We start from the raw sequence: 25,593 nt of genomic DNA, 5'->3' as shown, positions 1-25,593 counted from the left end.
GTTCACCGATCGACGGAGCCGCTCACCGGCGACCGACACTCTCAGGCCGCGACGAATCGCACCAGCGCCGGGTCCACCCGCAGCCGAATCCGGTCGCCGACGACCAGCCCCGACGAGGAGTTCAGCGACAGATCGACCGCCCCCGCATCGGTGTGCACGCGCACGCCTGCCAGTGTGGGCTCGATGCGCGTCACCACCGCCGGGCATGACTCCGCGCCCGCATCGACGACCTGCACGTCCCCCGGACGGAAGATCGCGGCGAGCGCTGCCCCGTCTGTCGCAGCGAGCGCACGCGACGCCGGATCGGCGCTCGTCAGCAGCACCTCACCGCTGCGCCACGCGCCTCCGCTCGCCACACCCACCAGGCGATTCACCCCGGCGATCGAGGCCACGAAACCGGATGCCGGGGCGGCGAGCACCTCGCGCACCGGCCCCTCCTGCGTCACGCGACCAGCCTCGACGACGATCAACTGGTCGGCGAGCGCGACGGCATCCGCGGCATCGTGTGTGACGGCGACGGTCGTGGTCGAGACGAGCTGGTCGCGCAGCATCCGCCTGATGTCGCGGGCTGTCTCGGGATCGAGGGCCACGAGCGGTTCGTCGAGCAGCACGACGCGAGGGGATGCGGCGAGCGCACGAGCGACCGCGACGCGCTGCTGCTCTCCCCCGGAGAGCTCGTGCGGCATCCGCTCTCCCGAGCCCGGGAGCCCGACGCGCGCGAGCCAGTCGTCGGCGCCGACTCGCGCCGCACGAGCCTCGACGCCGGCCGCGCGCGGACCGAACGCCACGTTCTCGCGCACCGACAGATGGGGGAACAGCCGCGGCTTCTGGCCCAGCAGCACGACACCGCGGCGCAATGGCTCGGTGCGCACCCGCGGCTTCGCGACCCGGTCGACGACCCGCCCCTCGACGGCGATCTCGCCCCCGCCCAGCGGCTCGAGTCCGGCGAGGGCCTGCAGCAGCGTCGACTTGCCCGCACCGCTCGGCCCCATCACCGCGACCGTCTCCCCCGCCCGCACCTGCAGCGAGACATCGACCGTGAAGTGCTCCCGAGGCACGACCACCCGGGCGCGCAGGCCCTCGACGGCGCTCATCGCGCAGCCCCCGGACGCCACCCGCGCACGAGGAGCAGCACGAGGATCGCGGTGGCGAGCAGCAGCAGGGCGAGGGCGACCGCGGCGCCCTGGGTGACCCCAGCTCCGTTGAAAGCGGTGTAGATCGCCAGGGGCATGGTCTGCGTGACGCCGGGGCGGTTGCCGGCGAAGAGCGCCGTGGCCCCGAACTCGCCGATCGCGCGGGCGAAGCACAGCACTACGCCGGCCACGATCCCGGGGGCGGCCAGTGGCAGGGTGACGCGGCGCAGGATCGTCCAGCGCCCCGCACCGAGCGCGGCGGCGGTGCGCTCGTACTCGACCCCCGAGGTGCGCACCGCACCCTCGACCGCCAGCACCAGGAACGGCAGCGCCACGAAGGTCTGCGCGAGGATGACCGCCGGGGTGCTGAACGAGAGGCCGAGTCCGCCGAACCACCCAGCCCGCCCGAAGAGGTAGAGCAGGGCGACGCCGCCGACCATGGGCGGAAGCACGAGCGGAACCGTGACCGCCGCGCGCAGCACGGCTGCGAGACGCGGCCCTGAACGAGCAATGGTCAGCGCCAGCGGCACGCCGATCACGATGCACAGCAGCGTGGCGATGAGCCCCGTGCCGAGCGAGAGCAGCAGCGCCGATCGTGCGGCCTCCGACGTCACATCGGCGATGAACGTCGACCACTCGACGCGGGCGACCAGTGCCGCCAGCGGGAGGACGAGGAACGCGAGGCCGATCAGGGCGGGGATGGCCAGTGCGCGCGGCGCGTATCCGCGTGCTCCGGCCGCACTCACGGCGCCCCGAAGCCGAGGTCGGCGAGGATCTGCTGGCCCTCGTCCGAGAGCACGAAGGCGACGAACGCCTCGGCGGCCGCAGAGTTCGGAGCCTCCGCCAGCGCGGCGATCGGATAGTGGTTGACGACTTCATCAGCGCCGTCGGGCACGATCAGCTCGACGTCGTCCCGACCGATCACATCGGTGGCGTACACCAGTCCGGCGTCCGCCTCGGAGGCGGCGACCTTGGTCAGCACAGCGGTCACGTTCTGCTCGAGGCTCGCCGCATCGACCGTGACGCCCGCGTTCGAGAGCAGCGTGGCGGATGCCGCACCGCACGGCACCTCGGGGGCGCACAGCACCGTGGTGACGTCGGCCAGGTCGTCGAGGGTCTTCACGCCGCCCGGGTTGTCTGCGGGCACGGCGATCACGAGAGTGTTGGAGGCGAACAGGGTCGGGTCGACCGCGGCATCCTCGAGCTTCTTCATGTTCGCCTCATCGGCTGAGGCGAACACATCGGCCGGGGCGCCCTCGAGCAGCTGCGTGACCAGGGTCGACGATCCGTCGTACACGACGCTGACCTCCACGTCGGGGTTCGCCTCGGTGAAGGCGTCGCCGATCTCGTCGAAGGCCGTCGAGAGCGAGGCTGCCGCGTACACCGTGAGCTCACCGCTCAGAGAACTCTCGGCTGCATCGTCGGTGGCGGTCGGCGCCGGCGGCTCCGCTCCGGAAGCGCACCCGGTGAGGGCGAGCGCCGCGGCGGCCAGAGCGATCGTGACGGTGCGGCGGAGAGTGCGGTTCATGGGTCAGTCTTTCGGCACTTCGACGACGACGTTGGTCGCCTTGACGGATGCGGTGGCGAGCGAGCCCACCTCGAGCTGCAGCTCGCGGGCGGCCTCGGCCGACATCAGCGAGACGACGCGGTGGGGGCCGGACTGCAGGTCGACCTGCGCCATCACTCCGTCGATCTGCACGCGGGTGACGATGCCGACGAAGCGGTTGCGGGCGCTCGAGAGCGCGTGATTCGACTCCTGCGCCTCCTCGGCGAGTTCCACAGCACGGGCGGCGAGAGCGTCTCCGGGGATCTCGGCCGGGACGGCATCGGTCGTGGGGAGCACACCCTGGTCGACCCAGCGACGGACGGTGTCGTCGCTCACCCCGAGCAATTGGGCGGCACGGGATATGCGAAAGCTCTGCATGAGGGAACACTACCGCAGATGCGGAGCTTCGGCGATCATCAATCCGCAGAAGCGGATTTCCTGGATGGTGCCACGAGCCGCACGACCCCCAGTGTCGCCACCAGCAGCCACGTGAGCCCCCCGAACCATACGGCGATCGTGCCGACGGTCTCGAACTCGGCGACCCCGACCGCGACGCCGAACGAGAGCGTCGCCGTCGCATACATGCCGATGGGGAACACGATGCTCCACCATCCGACCGTGAAGCGCCGGGCCGCCGGTCGACGCACCAGGTCACGGATGCCGAGGCCGACGAGGAACGGGATCAGGAAGGTGCCGAACGACCACAGCACGATCGCGATCACGGTCACCGCTCCCTCGGCCTCGGGCAGCGCCGGCGTCGGGGCCGTCAGCACGCGGCTCGCGGCGAGCACCGAGATCGCCGTCGCGCCCGTCAGCACCCACGCGGTGGGCGCGACATCGGATGCTCCATCGGCGTCCGACAGCAGTCGCACCACGACGACAGCCATGAGCAGCAGGTAGACCACCACCCCGACACCCCAGAGACCGAGCGCTGCAAGCGAGAGCAGATGGTGGTCGCCGGCCGCAGTACTCGTCAGCACCGACAGCGACTGCGTGGCGACGACGAGCAGGAACCAGCCGCCGTCGACGGTCGGCAGCAGCGGTCGCACCGACGGATGCGTGACGATCCAGGGCAGGAGCCCGTAGATCAGCAGCAGCCACAGCAGCCCCTCGACCACCACCGCACCGGGCAGCATCCACCGGATGCCGAGCGCCGCCGCGAGCGTCACGGTGACCCCGGTCGCGGCGACGACCGTGAAGAACCCGAACGCCCGCCCCGGGTCGCGCGCATCGCGGCGCAGCGCGACCGGCGCGATCACAGCCCGCGCGATCGTCGCGACCACGAGCAGCACGTAGCCGACCGAGGCGAGGATCAGGGCGGCGACGCCGACGCCGGGGAACCCCGCGGTCGTGAACGCCGTGCCGACGATGCCCGTCGCCATCACGAACGAGAAGCTCGCGGGCGGCATCGCCGCGATGGCCGTGCGGATGCTCATGGATCAGATTGACTGCCGGTACCCGAAGAACTCGTGGTCGTTGTTGTAGCCGCCGAGGCCACCGCCCACGTCCTCGAACTTCTCGACGAACTCGATCCCCTGGATCCACTTGACCATCTTGAAGCCGAGCTGCACCTCGTTGCGCAACCGCAGCGGCGCCCCGTGCGAGAAGGTCAGCGGCTCGTCGTTCATGTCGTAGGCGAGCATCGTCAGCTGGTGCCGCATCTGATCGATGTCCTGCACGTCGTAGTAGAGCCCGCCTTCCGCGCCCTCTGCGAACGAGTAGAAGACGACCCACTTCGCCTCGGGCGTCGGGCGCACGAGGTCGAGGACGGATGCCATCGACACCCCTCCCCACTTCGCGACGCCCGACCATCCCTGGATGCAGAAGTGCTGCGTGATCTGATCGTGACGCGCCATCTTGCGAAGGTCGTCGATGCTCAGTGCGACCGGCTGTTCGACGAGCCCGCCGATGCGCAGCCGATAGTCGCGGAAGCCGCCCTCCTGCATCGTCCTGTACTCGTCGCTGTCGGGCACCCGGCCGTTCGACCAGAAGTATGGCGAGATGTCCTTCTCGGTGTACTCCCCCGGCTTCGAGTCGACGTGCTCGAAGAGTCGCTGCACGGGACCGATCAGCGCCATACCCATGCGACGCACAGCCCTCGGATACCGGTAGGTGAACGGCGTCGCCGCGACCCAGACGACGGCCAGCACCGCCGACGTCGCGACGAAGATCCAGAACCCCGTCCACGAGGTCGTGTCGTCGCCTGCGTACATGTGGTTGAGGTTGCGCAGCGCCCCGGTGGCGAAGACGAGTGCCACGTGCACCACGACGAACATCACGTACCAGCACAGCACCAGGAAGTGCAGGGAGCGCGCGAACTGGATGTTGAAGACACGGCTGATGCGGCGGAATCGCGTCGACAGCGCAGGCGACATTCCCAGACCGGTGAGCAGCGCCAGAGGTGCGGCGATGAAGACCGTGATGAAGTAGGCCAGCATCTGCAGGGCGTTGTAATTGACCCAGCCGTTCTCGGTCGGCCATTCGAGCGAGAGGTACTGGATCGCCGTCGACAGGGCGTTCGGGATCACGTCCCAGCTCGTCGGCACGATGCGCGCCCAGTGGCCGCTCACGAACAGCAGCACCACGAACACGATGCCGTTGAGCAGCCAGAGCACATCGATGCTGAGGTGCCACCACCGCGCGAGGCCGATCGAGTGGCGTCGCCCGGGCAGTCCCACGCCGTCGGGCAGCGTGAGCGAGTCCCCCTTGGCCGTGTACGTGGGGTCGTCGACGGGCACGGGGCGCTGCATGCGGAACCACTCGCGCCCCGGCGTCGAGTGCCGGGTCCAGTACAGCCGCGGATGATCGGCGAGGATGCTGAGGCCGGAGCGGATCATGAAGAACATGAAGAAGACGTTGAGCCAGTGCTGCCACCGCATCCACAGCGGGAAGCCCTCGGGCGTGCCCTCCGGTAGCGCTGTGGCCCCGGGGTAGTCGCTCAGGAAGTCGCGGACGACGGGGGTGTCGATGATGCCCCGAGCCACGGCGATGCCGGCGATCATGAGCGCGACCGCGATCGGGATCAGCCACAGCAGGTTGAACCACTTGGTGCGACCGACGCGGATGCGCGGGGCGACACCGTACTGCGCGGGAAGCCCGCCCGCCCAGTCGGCGCCCACCCGATCGTGATGGCGGGAGTCGAGCGCGTCCCGGAACCGCGGTGACACCTCGCGCAGCTGCTGGGACCGCTGCTCTGCGACGGTGCGCGCGTGCGTCTGCGGCTCCCGCTCGTCTGTCGGATCTGCCGCGGATCCTCCGGTGCCGGCCATGAAGTCCCCCTGTGGAGTCGTCATCGGACACCACCGGGTGGGGCGCCCGTATGCCTCGGAGTCTGACAGAATCCCCGCAGGAACGCGAGAATTCTGTCATCCCGGCATAGCCTGGGGCCATGCAGCCGCTCGTCGCCCCCGCCCTCGCTCTCGACCCGGCCGAACTCGTCCGCACCGCCAGGCACGCGGTGCTCGCCGGCATCGGCGAGGAGGGACAGCGTCGCCTGGCGGCGGCCCACGTCGCCGTCGTCGGCGCCGGCGGCCTCGGCTCACCCGCGCTGCTCGCACTGGCCGCGGCAGGAGTCGGCAGCATCACCGTGATCGACGACGACATCGTCGAGCTGACGAACCTGCAGCGTCAGCTCGCGCACCGCGTCGAAGACATCGGCAGACCGAAGACCTCATCCGCGGAGCGCGCGATCCTGGCGCTGTCGCCCGGAGCGGAGGTCGTGACGGCGGCCGAGCGACTCGACTCCGAGAACGCCGAGCGCCTGTTCGCGGGCGCCGACATCGTGGTCGACACCAGCGACTCCTTCGCGACCCGTCGTGATGTCGCGGCCGCGGCGGAGGCGCTCGGCATCCCTCTGGTCTGGGGCGCCGTGCAGGAGTGGCACGCGCAGGCCACCGTCTTCTGGTCGGATCCGCCCGAGGGCCACGCCCCGGTCGTGCTCGCAGACCTGTTCCCCCTCGGCACAGAGGGCGAGCCGCCGAGCTGCGCCCAGGTGGGCGTGCTGGGTGCGCTGTGCGTGCAGGTGGGCGGGATGCTCGCCGGCGAGGTCGTGAAGCTCATCACCGGCGCCGGTGACCCGCTGCTCGGGCGCCTCGCCATGATCGACGGGCTGTCGGCGCGACAGCACGAGATCGCGATCCGATCGGCGGTGTCCGCATGAGCGGTGCCCGCATGAGCGGTGCAGGCGGGAACCGTCGCACGGTCGAGGAGCAGCTCGCGCGAATTCTGGATGCCGTGCGGTCGCTGCCCGCAGAGGACCGTCCGATTCGCGATGCGGCCTCGCGCACGCTGGCGCGGGCCGCGACAGCCGCCCACGACATCCCTCTTTTCGACAACTCGGCGATGGACGGCTTCGCAGTGCGTTTCGCCGACGTCGCCGCGGCCTCCGCCGAGAATCCGGTCATCCTGCGCGTGATCGCCGACCTGCCCGCCGGAGTGTCGGACGATCCTCCCCTCGGGACCGGCGACGCGGCGCGCATCATGACCGGTTCGTCGGCCCCGACGGATGCCGACGCGATCGTGCCCTTCGAAGACACCGCGGGCGGCCTCGCCGACTCGCTCGATGAGGTGCGGGTACTGCGGGCCCCGGCGGCGCAGGGAGCCTTCGTCCGCCGCCGGGGCGCCGACCTGCGTGCCGGGGATGCCGTCGTGCGGGCTGGCGAGCGCCTCGGCGCCTTCCAGCTCGCCGCCGCCGTCGCCGCGGGCGCCGACACCGTGTCGGTCACCCGTGCACCGCGCGTCGCCGTGGTCTCGACCGGGAGCGAGCTGCTCGCCCCCGGTGAGCCCGCGAGCCGTGGTCGCATCCCCGACTCGAACGGTCCGCTGCTCGAGCTGCTCGTCGCGGATGCCGATGCCGAGGTCGTGCTCGTCGCCCGTGTCGCCGACGACGCAGCGGCCGTGCGTGCCGTGACCGAGACGGCCGTCGAACGCGGCGCCGATGTGATCGTGTTCACGGGCGGCGTCAGCGCCGGAGCATACGAGCCGGTTCGCGGCGCCTTCGACGGTCGCGGCGAGGTCGAGTTCGCGAGCGTCGCGATGCAGCCCGGCAAACCGCAGGCTTTCGGCGCCCTCGATTCCGGCACGCTCGTGTTCGGGCTGCCGGGAAACCCGGTCAGTGTGGCGGTCTCGTTCGAGGTGTTCGTGCGGCCCGCGCTGCTGGCCCTGCAGGGTCGCTCCGAGATCCATCGCCCCCGCGCATCCTTCACGGCGGAGGAGGCCTGGACGACACCGCCCGGGCGCCGCCAGTACCTGCCCGCCGTCGTCGACCTCGCGGCCCGCACAGTGCGCCCCGCGACGGCCGGAGGCTCGGGGTCGCATCTGGCCGGCGGGCTTGCTCGGGCACGTGCCTTCGCGATCGTGCCCGCCGAGGTCGAGGCCGTCGCCGTGGGCGACGCGATCGATGTCATGCTGGTCGAATGAGCTTCACGCACCTCGACTCGGCCGGCCACGCGCACATGGTCGACGTGACCGCCAAGCAGCCGACCGTCCGCACCGCCACCGCTCGCGGTTTCGTGCGCTGCAGCCCCGAGGTCATCGCCGCGCTGCGCGACGGCACCGCCCCGAAGGGCGACGTGATCGCGGTCGCCCGCATCGCCGGCATCCAGGCCGCCAAGGCGACGCCGACGCTGCTGCCCCTCGCCCACGTGATCGGCGTGCACCGCGCGAACGTCGAGCTCGACATCGTCGACGACGGCGTGCATATCGAGGCGACCGTCGGCACCGCCGATCGCACGGGCGTCGAGATGGAGGCACTCACGGCCGTCTCGGTGACCTCTCTCGCGATCGTCGACATGATCAAGGGCCTCGACCGGTCTGTGGTCATCGAAGACGTGCGCATCGTCGCGAAGTCGGGCGGACGCTCCGGCGACTGGGTGCGCGAAGGAGAATCGCTATGACTCGGATCCGCTACTTCGCCGCCGCCGCCGAGGCCGCGGGAGTCGACGCGGAGGATCGCGAGGAGACGACGCTGGAGGCGCTCCGCGCGGCCGTCGTGGCCGAGCACCCGGCCCTGGCCGACATCCTGCCGCGCTGCGCGGTCATGGTCGACGGCGTGCGCAGCGACGACGACCGCCCCCTCGGCGGCGCCGAGCTGATCGACGTGCTGCCGCCCTTCGCCGGAGGCTGAGAGCACCGCCCGGCGGCTTTCCAGAACCGGAAGGCCGACCGGAAGGCCGCGGCCGGTGTCAGCCGCCGATACCCTTCCACGCCGTCGTCCCGTCGGACTCGAGCTGGCGCTTCCACACCGGCAGCTCGGTCTTGATGTCCTCGATGACCGCACGGCACACCGCGAACGCCTCGGCGCGGTGCTCCGCGGCGACGGCGATCACGACCGCGGCGTCGCCGACGTCGAGGTGCCCCACACGGTGGCTCACCGCGACGACCACGCGCTCGTCGCCCACAGCATCCGCCGCCGCCTTCTCGGCGATGCGCCGCAGCGCCGCCTCGGCGTCGGGGTGCGCGCTGTACTCGAGTCCCACGACCGGCGTCTGCGCATCGGGGTCGTTGTCGCGCACGCGACCGATGAAAGTCGTGACTCCCCCCAGCGCGGGGTCGTCGACGGCGGCGAGATGCGCGTCGAGGTCGAGCTTCTGCTCCGAGATCGCAGCGATCCGTACATCGTTCACGAGTGGTCTCCTCCATCGGTCTGGTCCACGACATGTCGCGCCACGGTCAGCACGACGGGCACTCCTGACGCGACCGCCCTGGTCGACCCCGGCAGGTTCACGACCAGCGCGCCCGCCGGGTCGACGACGCCGGCGACGCCACGCGACAGGATCGACAGCGGAGTGTCGGCGAGCCCGGAGCGCCGTAGCTCCTCCGCGATGCCCGGCACCCCACGCGTCACGACCTTGAGCGTCCCCTCGGGGGTCTGGTCGCGCGGCGAGACACCCGTGCCACCCGTGGTCACGATCAGGCGCACGCCCCGCGCGACGGCCCTGCGCAGAGCATCCGCGACGGACTCGACGCCGTCGGCGATGATCTCGGCATCCGGGCAGTGCCACCCGGCATCCCGCAGCAGGCCCACGGCGATCGGGCCGCCCCGGTCCTCCCGCTCCCCCGCGAACGATCGATCCGACACGGTGATCACACAGGCGGGCAGCGACGTCATGGCTCCACCCTAGGGCGCACCCCGATCCGACGCACGGCTCAGTTGACGCGCACGAGCGACCGCTGCCAGCCCGACGATCCGTTCGGGGCGATGGCTGCCCGCTCCTCGATCTGCAGATCGCCGTTCTTGTTGATCGCGCGCACGGCCACGTAGTGCGTCCCGGGAGTGGCATCCCACTCGAGGAACCACTGCACCCAGGTGTCCTCGTTGATCGGGGTCGAGAGCGTCGCGGGGGTCCAGTCGCCCTCGTCGATCTTCACCTCGACCCGCTCGATGCCCACCGACTGCGCCCAGGCGACGCCGGCGATCGGAATCTTTCCGGCATCCACAGCCGATCCGAGCTTGGGGGTGTCGATGCGCGACGAGAACTTGATCGGCGCCTCGGCGCTGTAGCCGCGCGGCGTCCAGTACGCCTCGTCCTTCTCGAACGTGGTGACCTTGAGCTCGGTGAGCCACTTGGTCGCCGACACGTATCCATACAGGCCGGGGACCACCATGCGCACCGGGAAGCCGTGCTCGAGCGGCAGGGGCTCGCCGTTCATGCCGACCGCGAGGATCGCATCGAGGTTGTCGTCGGTCAGCGCCGAGAGCGGCGTGCTGGCGGTGTATCCGTCGACGCTCTTCGACAGCACCATGTCGGCACCCGATTTCACGCCCGCCTTCTTGAGCACGTCCCGCAGCGGCACACCGAGCCACATCGCATTGCCCACGAGCTCGCCGCCGACCTCGTTCGAGACGCAGGTCAGCGTGATGGCGTACTCGTCGACGCCCATGTCGAGGATGTCCTGGAAGCTCATCTCGACGCGCTGGTCGACCATGCCGTCGATCACCAGGCGCCAGGTCGAGGGATCGATCGTGGGCACGGTCAGCGCGGTGTCGACGCGGTAGAAGTCCTTGTTCGGGGTGAAGAGCGTGCTGAGGCCCGGGATGTCGAGCTCGGCGCCCTGGGGCACGGTGACCTTCGTGCCGGGCGAGGGGAGCTTGAGGGCCTCGCGGATGTTCGCGACAGACGCCACCGTCATGCTCACCGCGCGCGAGGCGACGCCGACGATCACGGCGGATGCTCCCGCGATGCCCGCCAGCAGGAAGAACTGTCGACGCCCGATCGGCTTCGCGATCGCGGGCGCATCAGCATCCGCATCCGCATCTCCGTCGTCGACACGGTCAACGCCGACCGGCGCGACCGACGTGCGCCACGCCCTCAGGCGACGGACCAGGAGCACAATGATGATCGAGCCGGCGATGGTGCCGAGCACGGGAGGAAGGAAGGCGAGCGGCGTCACACCGGCCCGCGTCACGATGGCTGCGGTCGAGAGGGCACCCGCGATCACCAGAGCGACGACTCCGAGCGGTGGTCGCACGAACTGCAGGATGCCGCCGATCGCCGACGCGATCACGACGGCCAGACCGAGCCCGGCGAGCAGGGCGATCTTGTCGTACTCGCCGAAGGTCGCGATCGCGAACTCCTTGAACGGCTGCGGCACGATGTCGATCACGAACCCGCCGATCGCCAGGATCGGGCTCGCCGATCGGGCGAAGATCAGAGCGAAGAGCTCTGCGGCAGCGAGAAAGACGGCACCGCTGATGAGGCCCGCGAGGGCTGCCCAGAAGAAGAAACGGCGTCCCTTGCTGCGTGGCTTTGCGTGCTGTGACATGCTCTGCTCCTCGTTCGCCGCAGCACTGTTCCGGAGTCGGCTGTGGTCCGGCGTCGCTGTGGTCGAGGGTTGTTCGGAGCGGGACGCGGAACGGATGGAATCAGGGTTCGCGGAGTCGGTCGGAGGAGACCGCTCAGAGAGGTCGCGCGGTGATCGAATCCTGGTCCTGGGTCTGACGCAGCGTGCGCAGGCACCGTGAGCAGAGGATCTCCACCGTGCGCGGATGGTTCTCGCCGCAATCGCAGTCGATGCTCACGCGCCACTTGGCCTTGCGACCGCACGCCGCATACGCCTCATCGTCGCCGTGATCGCATTCGCAGCGCTGCCGACCACGGTCGAGGCCGGCGAGTTCGTCGAGATCGACCGCCTGATCGGCGTCAAGAGACCGGGATTCCGCTGTACTGACCACCTGCTGATGGTGTCAGGCCGCCCCTGCCCCGCGCAACACCGACCGTGTCGTCGACAAGGCGTGCACAACTCAGCATGAACGGGTCGACCGGAGCCGCAGCACCCACATCCGCCGCCGGAACGCCCCTTCTCTGCGGAGTCGTGAACGCGGAAGGCGGCAGCCGACGTCAGACCTGCACGACGTGCGGGGGTGGCGGGGGTGCGAGCTGGCGCTGCGGCACGCCGTGGGCCTCGCGGTGCAGACGCTCCATACGGCTGTCGAGTTCGGCGGCGGCCTCGGCCGCATCCGTCAGGCTCTCGACGAGGTGCGAGGGCACCTGGTTCGAGAACTTGTAGTAGATCTTGTGCTCGAGGCTGGCCCAGAAGTCCATGGCGATCGTGCGGAACTGCACCTCGACGGGCACCGACAGTGCTCCGGTCGACAGGAACACGGGCACCTCGATGATCGCGTGCAGGCTCTTGTAGCCGTTGTCCTTCGGCGTGGCGATGTAGTCCTTGACCGTGACGACGGTCACGTCGTCCTGCGCGGTGAGCAGGTCGAAGAGGCGGTAGACGTCGGCGACGAAGCTGCACGTGACGCGCACGCCGGCGATGTCGGTGATCTCGGAGCGGATGCGCTCGAAGTCGGGCTCGACGATTCCCTTACGGGCGATCTTCTCGACGATGCTGTCGGGAGTCTTGAGCCGGCTCTTCACGTGCTCGATCGGGTTGTACGCGTGGTGGTGGGTGAACTCGTCACGCAGGATCGAGATCTTGGTCTCGACCTCGCGCATCCCGAACTCGTATTCGCGCAGGAAGCGCTGGAACTCGTCACGGAGCTCCCGAGTCTGCTGGATCGCGTCGTCGGTGACCTGAAGGGACGTCATGTCTTCGACGTTATCCGTCCGTGATCGGAAGTGGCTGTGGATCGTCGATGAGAGTCGAGCACCTTGACGATGTCGGAGGCCCGGTCTAGAACGGAGCACATGACCACCCCCGGAGAGAAATGGACCGCAGCATACGTCGAGGCGTGGAGGTCGAACGATCCCCAGCAGATCGCGGCGCTCTTCAGCGACGACGCGAAGTATCTGACCAATCCCGATTCCGAACCTCGCGTCGGCCGGGCCGACATCGTCGCCGGCTGGCTCGAGGATCTCGACGCCCCTGACACGTGGACGTTCGAGTGGTGGATCGTCCGAGAGGATGCTGGTTTCGTCGTGATCGAGGGACGCACGAAGTATCCCGCGGAGCGCGACTATCTGAATCTGTGGATCGTCCGGCTGGATGCTGACGGACGAGCGACGGAGTTCACGGAGTGGTACATGCCGCGCCCGCACCAGAACTGACCGGGGCTGGGCCGTGAGGTTTGCGTTAGGGACGCCCGAGCGCCCGTAGGGATTCCGTGAGGATCACGTAAGGGACGCGTGTGCAGGCGTAAAGTCGCCCGACGTGTCAGATGAAACCCGTGACTTCACGGACGCCCCGCCCCGCGTCAAGCGCATCCTCATCGGCGACCCGCTGACGAGTGCTCAGGTCGACGATCAGCTGCTCCCCAAGAAGATGGCGCTGCCGATCTTCGCGTCGGATGCTCTGAGCTCGGTCGCCTATGCACCGCAGGAGCTCGTGATGATCCTGCTCATCGGCGGGCTGACCTTCCTGTCCTTCACCCCACTCGTCGCTGTCGCGGTCGTCGTGCTGCTGATCGTCGTGGTGCTCAGCTACCGCCAGCTCATCAAGGCCTACCCCTCGGGCGGCGGCGACTACGAGGTCGCATCGAAGAACCTCGGCGAGATCCCCGGTGTCATCGTCGCGGCTGCGCTGCTGGTCGACTACGTGCTGACGGTCGCCGTGTCGGTGGCATCCGGTGTCGACAACATCATCTCCGCGGTCCCCGGGCTCGACCCGCTGCGCGTCGAGCTCGCCGTCGGCTTCGTGATCCTGATCATCCTCGTGAATCTGCGCGGCGTGCGCGAGGCGTCGCTCGTGTTCGCGATCCCGACCTACGTGTTCATCGGCTCGGTCGGCTTCATGATCGTGACGGGCCTGATCCGCACCTTCCTGGGCGATGCCCCGGTCGCCTCGAGCGCCGAGTTCGCGGTGCACTCCGAAGACCTCGGGCAGGCCGCGGTCATCCTGCTGATCCTGCGTGCCTTCTCGAGCGGATGCTCCGCCCTGACCGGCGTCGAGGCCGTGTCGAATGGCGTGCCGGCGTTCCGCACGCCGAAGGTGCGCAACGCGCAGACCACACTCGTGCTCATGGGCTCGATCGCCGCGTGCCTGTTCGCCGGCCTCACCGCGCTCGCGCTGATCTCGGGTGTGCACTACGCCGAGAACCCGTGCGACCTGATCGGCTTCGACTGCTCGAACCCGCAGCCGAGCCTCATGGCGCAGATCGCCTCGGCGACCTTCGGCGGCGGCAGCATCCTGTTCTTCATCATCCAGGCCGCGACGGCCTGCGTGCTGCTGCTCGCCGCGAACACCGCCTTCAACGGCTTCCCGCTGCTCGGATCGGTGCTCGCGCGCGACGGCTACGCCCCCAAGTCGCTCAACACCCGCGGCGACCGGCTCGTGTTCTCGAACGGCATGATCGTGCTCGGCATCGCCGCGATCGCGGTGCTGGTGATCTTCCAGGCGAAGCTCACCACTCTGATCCAGCTCTACATCATCGGCGTGTTCGTGTCGTTCTCCCTCGGGCAGATCGGCATGGTGCGACACTGGCGGCGCGTGCTGCGCGGCCCGGTCGAGAAGAGCCCCGGGCCGGGAATCGACGGCGCCTCGGCATCCGACCGCCGCTCGGCCAAGGTCGGCCTGCTCATCAACTCGGTGGGCGCCGCGATGACCGTCACCGTGCTATTGATCGTGACGATCACGAAGTTCACGCACGGCGCGTACCTGGTGTTCTTCGCGATCCCCGTGCTCGCCTTCCTGATGATGGGCGTCAAGCGCTACTACCGTGACGTCGAGCACGAGATCGCGATCGACGACACGACGAGGTTCGGTGCGACGGGCGACCTCGCCATCGTGCTCGTCAACCGGCTGCAGAAGCCGGTCGTCAAGGCGATCGACTACGCGGTCGCGGCCAAGCACGGCAAGACGCTCGCGGTGCATGTGGCCGTGGCATCCGACGATGCCGCCCAGCTGCAGAAAGACTGGGCCGACCACCTGGTGCCGATCCCGCTCGTGATCGTCGAGTCGCCGTACCGCTCGTTCGCGCAGCCGGTCTCGCAGTTCATCACGCAGTACCGCGAGAAGCACGGTTCATCCGTCGTCACGGTCTACCTGCCGCAGTACATCGTGGGGCATTGGTGGGAGACCTTTTTGCACAACCGTCGCGCCCGCCGTCTCGCCAATCAGCTGATGCTCGTGCACGGCGTCACGATCACGCTCGTGCCGTGGCTGCTGGATTCGTCGGAACTGATCTACGGTCGCCGCTCGCGGCCGTTGCCCGGCCAGGAGCGAGCCGGGCGTCCGGTGGTCGTGCAGGGGCGTCGCGCGCACCGGCCCGAGGGTCCGCCCGAGAACTGAGGCCTGAGTACCAACCTTCCGGCGAGACCCAACTTCTCGGACGATACCCACGTGCAGGCGGTGGGTCTCGTCCGGCGAGGTGGGTCTCGGTCGGCAAGGTGGGTCTCGGCACCGCCGCCTGACGGCGTTGCCTGGGTCGCGGAGCGCGGCGACGCGGGTGCGTCAGTTGGCGCCTCCCGTCGAAGGGACGCATCGACGGCTCGGGCGCTTGAATAGGCTGAGGCGATGACCACCCCGCCACACACCGACGTCTGGCCCGTCCGCACAGAGCGACTGCAGATCCGCCCGATGACCGCATCCGACGTCGACGCGATGTGGGAGTGGCGACGCCTGCCCGAGGTGAACCGCTGGCTGGGGCTCGCACCCGACACGATCGAGGCGTTCCGCGAGCGCTATCTCGATCCCGATCGCCTGGCCTCGATGTACATCGTTGAGCTGCCGCCGGAAAGTGGCGAGGCCCCGGTGCCCGTCGGCGACGTCATGATCAGGATCGGTGACGGGTGGGCGCAGCTCGAGGTCGCCGACGAGGCGAAGGGCGTCGAGGCAGAGCTCGGCTGGGTGCTCGATCCCGGCTACACCGGACGCGGCTATGCGACCGAGGCCATCCGCGCGGTGATCGACGTCTGCTTCGGCCCGCTGGGGCTTCGCCGGGTGCACGCCGGGTGCTTCGCCGACAACGAGCCGTCGTGGAGACTGATGGAGCGGCTCGGCATGCGGCGCGAGGAGTTCAGCCGCAAGACGGCGTTGCATCGCTCGGGCGAGTGGCTCGACGGCATGAACTACGGCATCCTCGCCGAGGAGTGGCACGACTGAGAATCAGTGGCGCTGCAGGCTCAGAGCTCGGTGACCCCGTCGATCACGAAGATGAACAGGTCGCGCACGATGTCGACGGCCTCGTGGCGGTCGCGCTCGCGCGCCGCCGTGACGAGAGCGTCGACGGCGGACCTCAGCATCGCCGGGTTGCGCGACCGGCTCAGCGAGCGGATGCCGAACACCAGCGCCGTGCGCTTCGAGGCGTGCAGGTCGGTGAGGTAGGGGTTGCGCGAGAACTCGGCGAGCATGTGCAGGAGGTCCCAGAGCCCTTCGGCGCCGACGACCTGATCCTGCCCCTCCTCGGCCCAGAGCGCTGCGACCTCGTCGGCCCTCACGGTGAAGCTCTCGATCTCGGCATCCGTCGCCGCGACGATGCCGAGGTCGGCGGCGGCGATCGACAGGCCGGAGCACTCCGCGGCGACCGCGACGAACCAGGCGCTCGTGGGCGTCACGACCACCGACGCGCGGTTCGGACGATGCTCGACCAGGTGCATGGCATCCAGCGCGATCAGGGCCGAGCGCACAGTCGCCGCGGCGACGTCGAGCCGGTGCGCGAGAGCGGTGACCGAGAGCGAATCGCCGGGACCGAGCTCTCCCGACTCGATGGATCGTGCGAGCGAGTCGACGACGGCATCCGATCGGGAGCTGACGAGCGGTACCGCAGCGCCCGACCCTCCCAGCAATCGGGTGGAGAGCAGCCGGTCGATGCGCTCGTCGGGCATGATCACTCCGCCGTGGCTTCGGCCCGAAGGGGTTCGATCACCGAGCGGAGGAACAGCTGCTCGATGAGAGCCCGTGTGCCCTGACCGTCTCGGGCGTGCAGCAGCGCGCGCAGCTGCTCGAGCGAGGCGCGCATGTACACCTCGAGGTCGTCGGCGACCGGCTGATCCGGCACCGTCCTCGTGAGGTGCATCGCGAGGCGGCCGTCGAGGATGTCGACCATCGTCTGGTTGCGGGCGCTCAGCACGAGCTCGGCCCACAGCGCGTACCAGAGCGCGAGCCCCTCGCGGTTCGTGGTCCAGGCGAGATCCGTGGCGAGGATGCCGGTGATGTGGGCCTCCATCGCCGCGACCTGCTCGTCGGTGTAAGTCGGCACGGCCTTCGCCGCGCAGTAGCCGATCATGGCGACCGCGGTCTCGACCCGCTCGGCCTGCGCGTTCAGGTCGACCGGAGCGACTCGCGTGAACCGGTTCGTGCTGACCTCGATCAGTCCGAGGTCGGCGAGGCGGTTCAGGGCTTCGCGGATGGGTGTGCGAGAGATGCCGTACTCGGCCTGAAGGTCCTGGTCGCGGATCTCTTCGAGGGGCGGACGCACCCCGTCGATGATCTCCTCGGCGAGCGTGGCGAAAACCTGGTCGCGGATGAGCTGCCGCGGCCGGATCGGCAGAGGAGCGCTGACATCGTCCACGGGCACACTTTATGCCTGCAATACATCGGTGCACTACACATCGGGCACTGAAGTTTCAGCGAATTATCGCGGGTGTGCGTAGCGTCGAGATGCGGGGCAGCGACTCACAGACGGCGCAACTCCCCTATCAGCGCCTGGATTTCCCCAGATCCCCTAGACCTGGGTCGCTGCCCTTTCCCCTCCCCCGTCGGCATGCCTGCCGTGCTCGCCGGACTCAGCCCGAGACGAGAGACAGAGCCAGCGTCGCGATCACGACGGTCGGCACCGCGACGGCTGCACCCCAGAGCATCAGCCGCGACCAGCGGATCTCGACCCCCAGCGACACCACCCGGTGGTGCCACAGGAGCGTCGCGAGCGAGGCCCACGGCGTGATGAGCGGTCCGAGGTTGACGCCGATCAGCAGCGCCATCAGCGCGACCGGGTCGCCGGCGGAGGGTTCGAGCACCAGGTAGGCGGGCAGGTTGTTGATGCCGTTCGCGGCGAGCGCGCCGACCGCAGCCAGCCGCAGGATCTCGCCGAGGCCGTGACCATCGGTGTGCAGTGACGACAGGAACGCGAGCAGGCCGTTCGCATGAGCGGTCTCGACGAGCACGAACAGCGCGGTCGCAAGACCGATCGCCTGCCAGGGCACGAGCGAGGGTCGCAGCACATGGCGTCGCCGCACCGCGAACAGCCCGACGAGCAGCACAGCCGCGATCGTCGCGGGGATCCACACATCGTGCGTCAGAGCGAGCAGGGGCATGAGTACGAGCAGGATGCCGGCTGCTCCCCAGAACAGCACGCGATCGGATGCCGCCGCGCCGCCGGGCGGACGGTAGGAGCCGAACAGCGTGCGGCGATGGACGACCGTGAGGATCGCCACCGGAACGAGAACGCCGACGAGGGTCGGCGCCCAGCTCAGGGCGAGGAACGCGAACGGGTCATCGCCGATCGCGCGCGCGGCCAGCAGGTTCGTGAGGTTCGAGACGGGAAGCGCGAGGGATGCCGTGTTCGCGAGCCACACCGTGACGAGCGCGAACGGCAGCGGCGGAAGTCCGACGCTCTGCGCAAGGACCACCACGACAGGGGTCACGATCACAGCCGTGGTGTCGAGCGAGAGGAACACGGTGCTGATGACCGCGAGCAGTACGACGGATGCCCAGAGCAGCGCGACCCGGCCGCGGCCCCACCGCGCGAGGCGCTGCGCCACGACGTCGAAGACCGCCGCGTCTCGGGCGAGTTCGGCGACGATGGTGATCGCGACGACGAACCCCAGCACGGGGGCGATGCGGGCGCCGAGCTCCTCGGCATCCGCCTGTGGCAGCAGCCCCGTGACCAGGCAGACAGCAGCAGCCACGACCAGCGCGAGGACGATGATCGTCCCCGGCCCCAGCCACCGTCGGGTCGCGCTCACTCGCTGAGTGTAGATCGCCGCGACAGGCCGCGGGTTCGCTCCGGCCGCAGTCGGTGTCGCCGCGTGGTCGAACGAGCGGCACCGACTGCGACCGCGACCTCGGTCATGCCCGGGTCGGCAGCGGGCCTCAGTCCTCGTCCCAGGGCAGCTTCACCACCGGCAGGATGTACACCCGCCCCATCACGGCGGTCGGATGCTTCGCCATGAAGGACGCGGCCTCGTCGATCGTGGCGGCGGTCACGATGTCGTACCCCGCGAACCACTCCTTGAACTCGGGGAACGGTCCGTCGGTGACGAGCACCTTGCCGTCTCGCACAGCGACCGACTTCGCCTCTTCACGGCCCGCGACCGGAGCGCCTTCGCCGAGTCGTCCCGCGGCGTCGCCCTCTTGCGCCCATTCCCCCAGCATGCGCTGGTCTTCGTCCTGCGCCATCGTGCCGCCGGTCGGGTCTGTCATGTGGATCACGAGGTACTTGTTGCTCATCTGCTCTCTCCGTTCGGTGCGGTCCCGGCGGTTCCGGGTGCGTCAGGCGCCGCGAGTTCATCGCGGCGCCGGGTCAGGTGGTCGATCTCGGCGGTGTTGCCGGCCAGTGCGATCGCGCGGCCATACGCGTCGCGAGCCTCTGCCCTGCGGCCCGCGGCCCGCAGAAGCTCGGCGCGCGCCACATGGAATCCGTGGAAGTCGTCGAGCGCGTCGTGCAGCTGCTCGACGAGCGGCAGCGCTTCGTCGGGTGAGTCCCGCTCTGCGACGGCGACCGCCTTGCTGAGGGTGACGACAGGGCTGGGGTCGATGCGCTCGAGCCGTTCATAGAGGTCGACGATGCGCGCCCAGTCGGTGTCGGCGGCGTCCGCCGCTCGCACATGCACCGCGTTGATCTCGGCCAGCAGCCGATGACGACCCGGGGTCACCGGGAGCGGTGCCTCGAGAAGCTCGAGCCCCTCCCCGATGAGCTCGTGATTCCACGCCGCGCGGTGCTGTGCGTCCAGCCTCACCAGCTCTCCCTCGGCGGTGACTCTCGCCGCTGCGCGCGCTTCGCTGAGCAGCATCAGCGCGAGCAGACCGGCGACCTCGGCGTCATCGGGCAGGAGCTCTCGGAGCAGTCGAGCGAGCCTGATGGCCTCGGTCGTCAGCTCTCCGCGCAGCGCCGGCACGCCGGGACCCGACGCGAAGTATCCCTCGTTGAAGATCAGATAGAGCACCGCGAGCACGCCGTCGATCCGGGCCGGAAGGTCCTCGCCCGAAGGCATCCGGTACGGGATGCCCTCGGACGTGATCTTCGCCTTCGCCCGGGTGATGCGCTGCCGCACCGCGGGTTCCCGGATGAGGAACGCCCGCGCGATCTCCTCGACGGTGAGGCCTCCGACGATCCGCAGGGTCAGCGCGACTCGCGCCTCGAGCGACAGCGCCGGGTGACAGCAGGTGAAGAGCAGTCGAAGGCGGTCGTCGTCGATGGCGCCGGTGGGTTCCGGCGGTTCGGGATCCTGCAGCATGAGAGCCTCCCGGTGCCTGGCATCGCGCAATGACTCCCGCCGGAGCCGGTCGATGGCCTTCCGATAGGCCGTGGTCGTGATCCACCCGGCGGGGTTGGGCGGAATCCCCTGATCCGGCCAGAGCTCCGCGGCAGCGGCGAAGGCCTCGGCAGCCATCTCCTCGGCGAGATCGAGATCACCGCACCGTCGGGTGAGTCCACCGACGATGCGCGCCCACTCGTCGCGGTAGACCTGCGTGACCCGCGCTCCGACATCGGGGCTCATCGGCAGAGCCCTGTCCTGCTCCGGTTCCGCGTCATCGGCGCTCTCTCCGTCCGCTCGGTCGAGAAGGCTCCACTCCGGGCCCGCCGTCAGGACGATCATCCCGGTTCCCCCCTCGCGCGGAAAGGGCTGCGGGGCCAGAGACGGCGAGCGCGAGCCCTCAGCGACGGTCGCCGGATGAGTCCCGGGTGCTCGAGCGCTGCGCGCTGTCGTACGATGCGCTGCTCTGCCTCTTCTGCCTCGAGCCGGTAGACCAGGCTCGCCACCATCGGGTCGTTCAACACAGCCACACCGCGTCTTTCGTGTCGTCGAGCCACCGGGACCGGTGGCCTCTCACCCGAACAACGAACGCCGACGTCCGGATGCGACACCGAGGCACGAAAAAGTTCTCACGAGCTCGAGATGTGAGCATCCCGCATGCATCCCCGTCTATCGCCGTACGCAAAGCGTGAGGATCGTCATATCGGTCCCGGCACGGGAGTTGTATCGAGTCTCGTGCTCGACATCATCTACATCGCGCTGACTCTCGCGCTGTTCGCCCTCGTCTCCCTGGTCGCGAAGGGGGTGGAGCGACTGTGATCGTCTTCGAGATCATCGCCGCCGCCCTCGCCGTGGCCGCCGTCGTCTATCTCGTGGTGGCTCTCGTCGCCCCGGAGAAGTTCTGATGGGCGCCGACATCTGGCTGGGCATCCTGCAGGCCGCCGTGCTCATCGTCGCCATCGTGCTGCTGTACCGTCCGGTCGGCGACTACATGGCGCACGTCTTCAGCACCCCGCGTGATCTGAAGGTCGAGCGGGGCCTCTACCGCCTCATCGGTGTCGACCCGGCATCCGAGCAGACCTGGCGGGCGTACGCGCGCGGCGTCCTCGCGTTCTCCGTCGTCGGCCTGCTGCTGGTCTACGGACTGCAGCGGCTGCAGGCGTTCCTGCCCGAGTCGCTCGGCCTCCCCGCTGTGCCCGAGGGCCTGGCGTTCAACACCGCCGCGTCGTTCGTCGCGAACACCAACTGGCAGTCCTACTCGCCCGAGCAGACCATGGGCTACACCGTGCAGCTCGCCGGTCTCACAGTGCAGAACTTCGTCTCCGCCGCCGTCGGCCTGGCGGTCGCCGTCGCGCTGATCCGCGGCCTCGCCCGTCGCGGCTCGACCACGATCGGAAACTTCTGGGTCGACCTGATCCGCGGCCTCGGACGCATCCTGCTGCCGATCGCCCTGCTCGCCGCGATCGCCCTCATCGCAGGCGGAGTGGTGCAGAACTTCGCCGGGTTCACCGATGTGACCACGGTCTCGGGTGGCACGCAGACGATCCCCGGCGGACCGGTCGCCTCGCAGGAGGCCATCAAGCTGCTCGGCACCAACGGCGGCGGCTTCTTCAACGCCAACTCCGCGCATCCGTTCGAGAACCCGACCGGATGGACCAACCTGCTGCAGATCCTGCTGATCCTCGTGATCCCGTTCTCGCTCCCCCGCACCTTCGGCCGCATGATCGGCGACAACCGCCAGGGCTACGCGATCGCCGCCGTCATGGGCACGATCTTCCTCATCTCGACGTTCGCCCTCTCGGCCCTCGAACTCGCCGGCCGCGGCAGCGCCCCCGAGCTCGCGGGTGCCGCCATGGAGGGCAAGGAGGTGCGCTTCGGCATCCTCGGCTCGACCCTGTTCGGCAGCGCCAGCACCCTGACGTCGACCGGTGCGGTCAACTCGATGCACGACTCGTACACGGCACTCGGCGGCATGATGCCGATGCTCAACATGATGCTCGGCGAGGTCGCCCCCGGCGGCGTCGGCTCCGGACTCTACGGCATGCTCGTGCTCGCGATCATCGCGGTGTTCGTCGGCGGACTGCTCGTCGGCCGCACCCCCGAGTACCTCGGCAAGCGCATCGGGCCGAAGGAGATCAAGCTCGCGAGCCTGTACATCCTCGTGACGCCCACCCTCGTGCTGGTCGGCACGGCGCTGAGCTTCGCGATCCCCGGCATCCGGGCGGACGTCGAGGCGACCAGCATCCTGAATCCCGGCGTGCACGGCATGAGCGAGGTGCTCTACGCCTTCACCTCGGCCGCGAACAACAACGGTTCGGCCTTCGCCGGACTCACCGCGAACACCCCGTGGTTCAACACCGCACTGGGAGTCGCGATGCTGCTCGGCCGGTTCATCCCGATCGTCCTCGTGCTGGCCCTGGCCGGATCCTTCGCCGCACAGCAGCGCGTGCCGGAGAACACCGGAACCCTGCCCACGCACCGACCGCAGTTCGTCGGCCTCCTCTCGGCCGTCGCGGTCATCATCACGGCACTCACCTACTTCCCCGTGCTCGCACTGGGACCCCTCGCTGAAGGACTCGTCTGACATGACCATGACCACCACCCCCTCGGAGACACCGTCGGAACAGCAGGATGCGTCGGCATCCGCCCCGGCTGCACCGCCGCGCTCGTTCGGCTGGGCGCAGCTGACCCAGGCTCTGCCCGGCGCGCTGCGCAAGCTGAACCCCGCGTCGCTCGTGCGCAATCCCGTGATGCTGCTCGTCTGGGTCGGCGCCGCGTTCACCACGGTGCTCGCGATCGCCGAGCCCTTCCTCGGCGGCCCCGCCGACTCGGGCGGAACCCCGGTGCCCGCGCCGTTCACCTGGGGCATCGCGATCTGGCTGTGGCTCACCGTGCTGTTCGCCAATGTCGCCGAGTCGGTGGCCGAGGGGCGCGGCAAGGCCCAGGCCGCGAGCCTGCGCAAGACCCGCACGAGCACGATGGCCCGCAAGGTCGTCCCTTCGACAAGCTCAGGGACCCGAGAAGGCTGGGTCGCTGAGCTTGTCGAAGCGCCCGAGACGGTCGACGTCTCATCGGCCGAGCTGCAGCGCGACGACATCGTGATCGTCACGGCGGGAGAGCTGATCCCCGGCGACGGCGACATCGTCGCCGGCATCGCGACCGTCGACGAATCGGCCATCACCGGTGAGAGCGCCCCGGTCATCCGCGAATCGGGCGGCGATCGCAGCGCCGTCACCGGCGGCACGCGCGTGCTGTCGGATCGCATCGTCGTGCGCATCACCTCGAAGCCGGGCGAGACGTTCGTCGACCGCATGATCGCGCTCGTCGAGGGGGCGAGCCGTCAGCGCACGCCGAACGAGATCGCACTGAACATCCTGCTCGCGAGCCTGTCGATCGTGTTCGTCGTCGTGGTTCTCGCGCTCAACCCGATCGCGTCGTACGCGGCGTCGCCCGTCAGCATCCCGGTGCTGATCGCCCTGCTCGTCTGCCTGATCCCGACGACGATCGGCGCCCTGCTCTCGGCCATCGGCATCGCCGGCATGGACCGTCTCGTGCAGCGCAACGTGCTCGCGATGTCGGGCCGCGCCGTCGAGGCTGCGGGCGACGTCACGACCCTCCTGCTCGACAAGACCGGCACCATCACCTACGGCAACCGCCAGGCGCACGAGGTGCTGCCGCTGTCGGATGTCGAGGCCGAGGAGCTGCTGCGCATCGCGGCCCTCTCGTCGCTCGCCGACCCCACGCCCGAGGGCGCGTCGATCGTCGAGCTGGCGACGCTGCACGGCATCCGCGTCGAGGAACCGGCGGATGCGGTCATCGTGCCCTTCACCGCGCAGACCCGCATGTCGGGTCTCGACCTGGCCGACGGCACGCAGATCCGCAAGGGCGCAGGCTCGGCGGTCAGCGCGTGGATGGGCCTCGACTCCGGCCCTTCGACAGGCTCAGGGACCCAGGAGCTGACCGCTCTCACCGACCGCGTCGCCTCGAGCGGCGGGACGCCTCTGGTGGTCGCCGTGAAGTTCGCGGCCGGATCCGTCGCCGACTCTTCGGCCCGGATGGCTGAACGGATCCCGGATGGCCGAACGGATGCCGTCGAGCAGTCAGCCAACCGGGGAATATCCAGCCAAGTGGCAAGGGCCGATGACCGGGTCGCCGGGTCCGTCGCCGACTCTTCGCCCCGGATGGCTGAACAGATCACGGATGGCTGGACGGATGCCGTCGAGCAGTCAGCCAACCGGGGAATGTCCAGCCAAGCGGCCGAGGCCGCGGCCGATCCCGGGACCGAGGTCCCGGGAGAGGAGGGCACCGGCCGGATTCTCGGCGTCGTGCACCTCAAGGACATCGTCAAGGACGGCCTGCGCGAGCGGTTCGAGGAGCTGCGCAGCATGGGCATCCGCACGGTGATGATCACCGGAGACAACCCGCTGACCGCCGCCGCGATCGCGAAGGAGGCCGGTGTCGATGACTTCCTCGCCGAGGCGACGCCCGAGCAGAAGCTCGAGCTGATCAAGCGCGAGCAGGAGGGCGGTCGGCTCGTCGCCATGACCGGTGACGGCACCAACGACGCCCCGGCCCTCGCCCAGGCCGATGTCGGCGTCGCGATGAACACGGGAACGTCGGCGGCGAAGGAGGCCGGCAACATGGTCGACCTCGACTCCGACCCGACCAAGCTCATCGACATCGTGCGCATCGGCAAGCAGCTGCTCATCACCCGCGGAGCCCTCACCACGTTCTCGCTCGCGAACGACATCGCCAAGTACTTCGCCATCATCCCCGCGATGTTCATGGGGGTCTTCCCCGGGCTCGCGGCGCTCAACATCATGCAGCTGCACTCGCCGGCATCCGCCGTGACCAGCGCGATCATCTTCAATGCGATCGTGATCGTCTTCCTCATCCCGCTCGCGCTCCGAGGGGTGAAGTACCGGCCGGCGAGCGCCTCGCAGATCCTGCAGCGCAATCTGCTCGTCTACGGCCTGGGCGGTGTGATCGCGCCGTTCATCGGCATCAAGCTCATCGACCTCGTCATCACCCTGATCCCCGGCTTCTGACGCTTCGACAGGCTCAGCGATCCACGAACGGGTTCCTGAGCCTGTCGAAGGGCTCACCCTCCCGA

General features: G+C 69.3%; 27 protein-coding genes. 11 read left to right on the top strand and 16 right to left on the bottom strand.

From position 1 onward, the window contains the following. Positions 1–41: 41 nt before the first annotated feature. From IXW21_RS05125 to IXW21_RS05100, 6 genes are read right to left on the bottom strand one after another with little or no spacing between them, the layout of a single operon-like run. A complete protein-coding gene (locus IXW21_RS05125; RefSeq protein ID WP_194763177.1) occupies positions 42–1,094 on the bottom strand; it encodes a sulfate/molybdate ABC transporter ATP-binding protein in 1,053 nt (350 codons plus the stop codon). Beyond that, positions 1,091–1,879: a molybdate ABC transporter permease subunit gene (modB, locus tag IXW21_RS05120; RefSeq protein WP_194763176.1), complete on the bottom strand. Its 789-nt coding sequence runs from the start codon at positions 1,877–1,879 to the stop codon at positions 1,091–1,093. Before modB ends, IXW21_RS05125 begins: the two co-directional genes overlap by 4 nt. After that, entirely contained in the window at positions 1,876–2,661 is a 786-nt protein-coding gene (modA, locus tag IXW21_RS05115) for a molybdate ABC transporter substrate-binding protein (protein WP_194763175.1), read from the bottom strand. Before modA ends, modB begins: the two co-directional genes overlap by 4 nt. A gap of 3 nt (positions 2,662–2,664) precedes the next feature. Beyond that, entirely contained in the window at positions 2,665–3,057 is a 393-nt protein-coding gene (locus IXW21_RS05110) for a TOBE domain-containing protein (protein ID WP_194763174.1), read from the bottom strand. 38 nt (positions 3,058–3,095) lie between these two features. Beyond that, the gene (locus IXW21_RS05105) at positions 3,096–4,115 is read right to left on the bottom strand and encodes a tellurite resistance/C4-dicarboxylate transporter family protein (RefSeq protein WP_194763173.1); all 1,020 of its coding nucleotides are present in this window, start codon (positions 4,113–4,115) and stop codon (positions 3,096–3,098) included. 3 nt (positions 4,116–4,118) lie between these two features. Beyond that, a complete protein-coding gene (locus IXW21_RS05100; protein ID WP_228528173.1) occupies positions 4,119–5,972 on the bottom strand; it encodes a molybdopterin-dependent oxidoreductase in 1,854 nt (617 codons plus the stop codon). A gap of 95 nt (positions 5,973–6,067) precedes the next feature. Between IXW21_RS05100 and IXW21_RS05095 the strand changes: the two genes are divergently transcribed. The 4 genes from IXW21_RS05095 to IXW21_RS05080 are packed head-to-tail and all read left to right on the top strand — an operon-like array spanning position 6,068 to position 8,803. Beyond that, on the top strand, positions 6,068–6,838 hold the full coding sequence (locus tag IXW21_RS05095) for a HesA/MoeB/ThiF family protein (RefSeq protein WP_194763172.1): 771 nt from the start codon (positions 6,068–6,070) through the stop codon (positions 6,836–6,838). Between the two features lie 11 nt (positions 6,839–6,849). Next, positions 6,850–8,097 carry a gephyrin-like molybdotransferase Glp gene (glp, locus tag IXW21_RS05090; protein WP_194763171.1) on the top strand — a complete coding sequence of 416 codons (1,248 nt, stop codon included), beginning with the start codon at positions 6,850–6,852 and terminating at the stop codon, positions 8,095–8,097. Further along, entirely contained in the window at positions 8,094–8,573 is a 480-nt protein-coding gene (moaC, locus tag IXW21_RS05085; RefSeq protein ID WP_194763170.1) for a cyclic pyranopterin monophosphate synthase MoaC, read from the top strand. The genes glp and moaC overlap by 4 nt, the downstream gene beginning before the upstream one ends. Beyond that, positions 8,570–8,803, top strand: coding sequence for a MoaD/ThiS family protein (locus tag IXW21_RS05080; RefSeq protein ID WP_194763169.1), 234 nt, complete (start codon positions 8,570–8,572; stop codon positions 8,801–8,803). The genes moaC and IXW21_RS05080 overlap by 4 nt, the downstream gene beginning before the upstream one ends. Before the next feature lie 58 nt (positions 8,804–8,861). Here the strand turns inward: IXW21_RS05080 and IXW21_RS05075 are convergent, their stop codons facing one another. The 5 genes from IXW21_RS05075 to IXW21_RS05055 form a co-directional block, all read right to left on the bottom strand. Further along, positions 8,862–9,302, bottom strand: a complete 441-nt coding sequence (locus IXW21_RS05075; protein ID WP_194763168.1) for a molybdenum cofactor biosynthesis protein MoaE — start codon at positions 9,300–9,302, stop codon at positions 8,862–8,864. Continuing rightward, entirely contained in the window at positions 9,299–9,787 is a 489-nt protein-coding gene (locus tag IXW21_RS05070) for a MogA/MoaB family molybdenum cofactor biosynthesis protein (protein ID WP_194763167.1), read from the bottom strand. The genes IXW21_RS05075 and IXW21_RS05070 overlap by 4 nt, the downstream gene beginning before the upstream one ends. Positions 9,788–9,825: 38 nt before the next feature. Further along, positions 9,826–11,442: a molybdopterin-dependent oxidoreductase gene (locus IXW21_RS05065; protein ID WP_194763166.1), complete on the bottom strand. Its 1,617-nt coding sequence runs from the start codon at positions 11,440–11,442 to the stop codon at positions 9,826–9,828. 133 nt (positions 11,443–11,575) lie between these two features. Continuing rightward, positions 11,576–11,851, bottom strand: coding sequence for a hypothetical protein (locus IXW21_RS05060; protein ID WP_194763165.1), 276 nt, complete (start codon positions 11,849–11,851; stop codon positions 11,576–11,578). Positions 11,852–12,017: 166 nt separating this feature from the next. Continuing rightward, positions 12,018–12,716: a GTP pyrophosphokinase gene (locus tag IXW21_RS05055; RefSeq protein ID WP_194763164.1), complete on the bottom strand. Its 699-nt coding sequence runs from the start codon at positions 12,714–12,716 to the stop codon at positions 12,018–12,020. A 99-nt stretch (positions 12,717–12,815) separates the two neighbouring features. Between IXW21_RS05055 and IXW21_RS05050 the strand changes: the two genes are divergently transcribed. The 3 genes from IXW21_RS05050 (at position 12,816) to IXW21_RS05040 (ending at position 16,167) form a co-directional block, all read left to right on the top strand. Continuing rightward, complete coding sequence (locus tag IXW21_RS05050; RefSeq protein ID WP_194763163.1) at positions 12,816–13,175, top strand: nuclear transport factor 2 family protein; 360 nt, start codon at positions 12,816–12,818, stop codon at positions 13,173–13,175. Between the two features lie 214 nt (positions 13,176–13,389). Beyond that, positions 13,390–15,354, top strand: coding sequence for an APC family permease (locus IXW21_RS05045; RefSeq protein ID WP_228528200.1), 1,965 nt, complete (start codon positions 13,390–13,392; stop codon positions 15,352–15,354). A 225-nt stretch (positions 15,355–15,579) separates the two neighbouring features. Next, complete coding sequence (locus IXW21_RS05040; protein WP_194763161.1) at positions 15,580–16,167, top strand: GNAT family N-acetyltransferase; 588 nt, start codon at positions 15,580–15,582, stop codon at positions 16,165–16,167. A gap of 20 nt (positions 16,168–16,187) precedes the next feature. On the opposite strand, the gene IXW21_RS05035 is transcribed toward IXW21_RS05040, so the two are convergent. From IXW21_RS05035 to IXW21_RS05015, 5 genes are all read right to left on the bottom strand, one after another. Next, positions 16,188–16,889 carry a GntR family transcriptional regulator gene (locus IXW21_RS05035; protein WP_194763160.1) on the bottom strand — a complete coding sequence of 234 codons (702 nt, stop codon included), beginning with the start codon at positions 16,887–16,889 and terminating at the stop codon, positions 16,188–16,190. A gap of 2 nt (positions 16,890–16,891) precedes the next feature. Further along, complete coding sequence (locus IXW21_RS05030; protein ID WP_194763159.1) at positions 16,892–17,575, bottom strand: GntR family transcriptional regulator; 684 nt, start codon at positions 17,573–17,575, stop codon at positions 16,892–16,894. Positions 17,576–17,789: 214 nt separating this feature from the next. Then, positions 17,790–18,968 (bottom strand): SLC13 family permease, encoded by a 1,179-nt coding sequence (locus IXW21_RS05025; RefSeq protein ID WP_323742172.1) that lies wholly within the window; start codon positions 18,966–18,968, stop codon positions 17,790–17,792. A 127-nt stretch (positions 18,969–19,095) separates the two neighbouring features. Continuing rightward, the gene (locus IXW21_RS05020; protein ID WP_194763158.1) at positions 19,096–19,452 is read right to left on the bottom strand and encodes a YciI family protein; all 357 of its coding nucleotides are present in this window, start codon (positions 19,450–19,452) and stop codon (positions 19,096–19,098) included. Next, positions 19,449–20,822 (bottom strand): RNA polymerase sigma factor, encoded by a 1,374-nt coding sequence (locus IXW21_RS05015; RefSeq protein WP_323742171.1) that lies wholly within the window; start codon positions 20,820–20,822, stop codon positions 19,449–19,451. Before IXW21_RS05015 ends, IXW21_RS05020 begins: the two co-directional genes overlap by 4 nt. Positions 20,823–21,137: 315 nt before the next feature. Between IXW21_RS05015 and IXW21_RS05010 the strand changes: the two genes are divergently transcribed. Genes IXW21_RS05010 through kdpB form a run of 4 tightly spaced genes read left to right on the top strand, consistent with a single transcriptional unit; the run spans position 21,138 to position 25,528 of the window. After that, positions 21,138–21,299, top strand: coding sequence for a hypothetical protein (locus IXW21_RS05010; protein ID WP_194763157.1), 162 nt, complete (start codon positions 21,138–21,140; stop codon positions 21,297–21,299). Beyond that, positions 21,296–21,385, top strand: coding sequence for a potassium-transporting ATPase subunit F (locus IXW21_RS05005; RefSeq protein ID WP_056276367.1), 90 nt, complete (start codon positions 21,296–21,298; stop codon positions 21,383–21,385). The genes IXW21_RS05010 and IXW21_RS05005 overlap by 4 nt, the downstream gene beginning before the upstream one ends. Then, positions 21,385–23,064: a potassium-transporting ATPase subunit KdpA gene (kdpA, locus tag IXW21_RS05000; RefSeq protein WP_194763156.1), complete on the top strand. Its 1,680-nt coding sequence runs from the start codon at positions 21,385–21,387 to the stop codon at positions 23,062–23,064. The genes IXW21_RS05005 and kdpA overlap by 1 nt, the downstream gene beginning before the upstream one ends. A gap of 1 nt (position 23,065) precedes the next feature. Then, a complete protein-coding gene (gene kdpB, locus IXW21_RS04995; protein ID WP_194763155.1) occupies positions 23,066–25,528 on the top strand; it encodes a potassium-transporting ATPase subunit KdpB in 2,463 nt (820 codons plus the stop codon). The last annotated feature ends 65 nt before the right edge of the window (positions 25,529–25,593 follow it).

This window comes from Microbacterium sp. UFMG61 (assembly GCF_015354505.1).
Lineage (GTDB): Bacteria > Actinomycetota > Actinomycetes > Actinomycetales > Microbacteriaceae > Microbacterium.
This window is presented reverse-complemented; position numbering and strand designations above follow the sequence as displayed.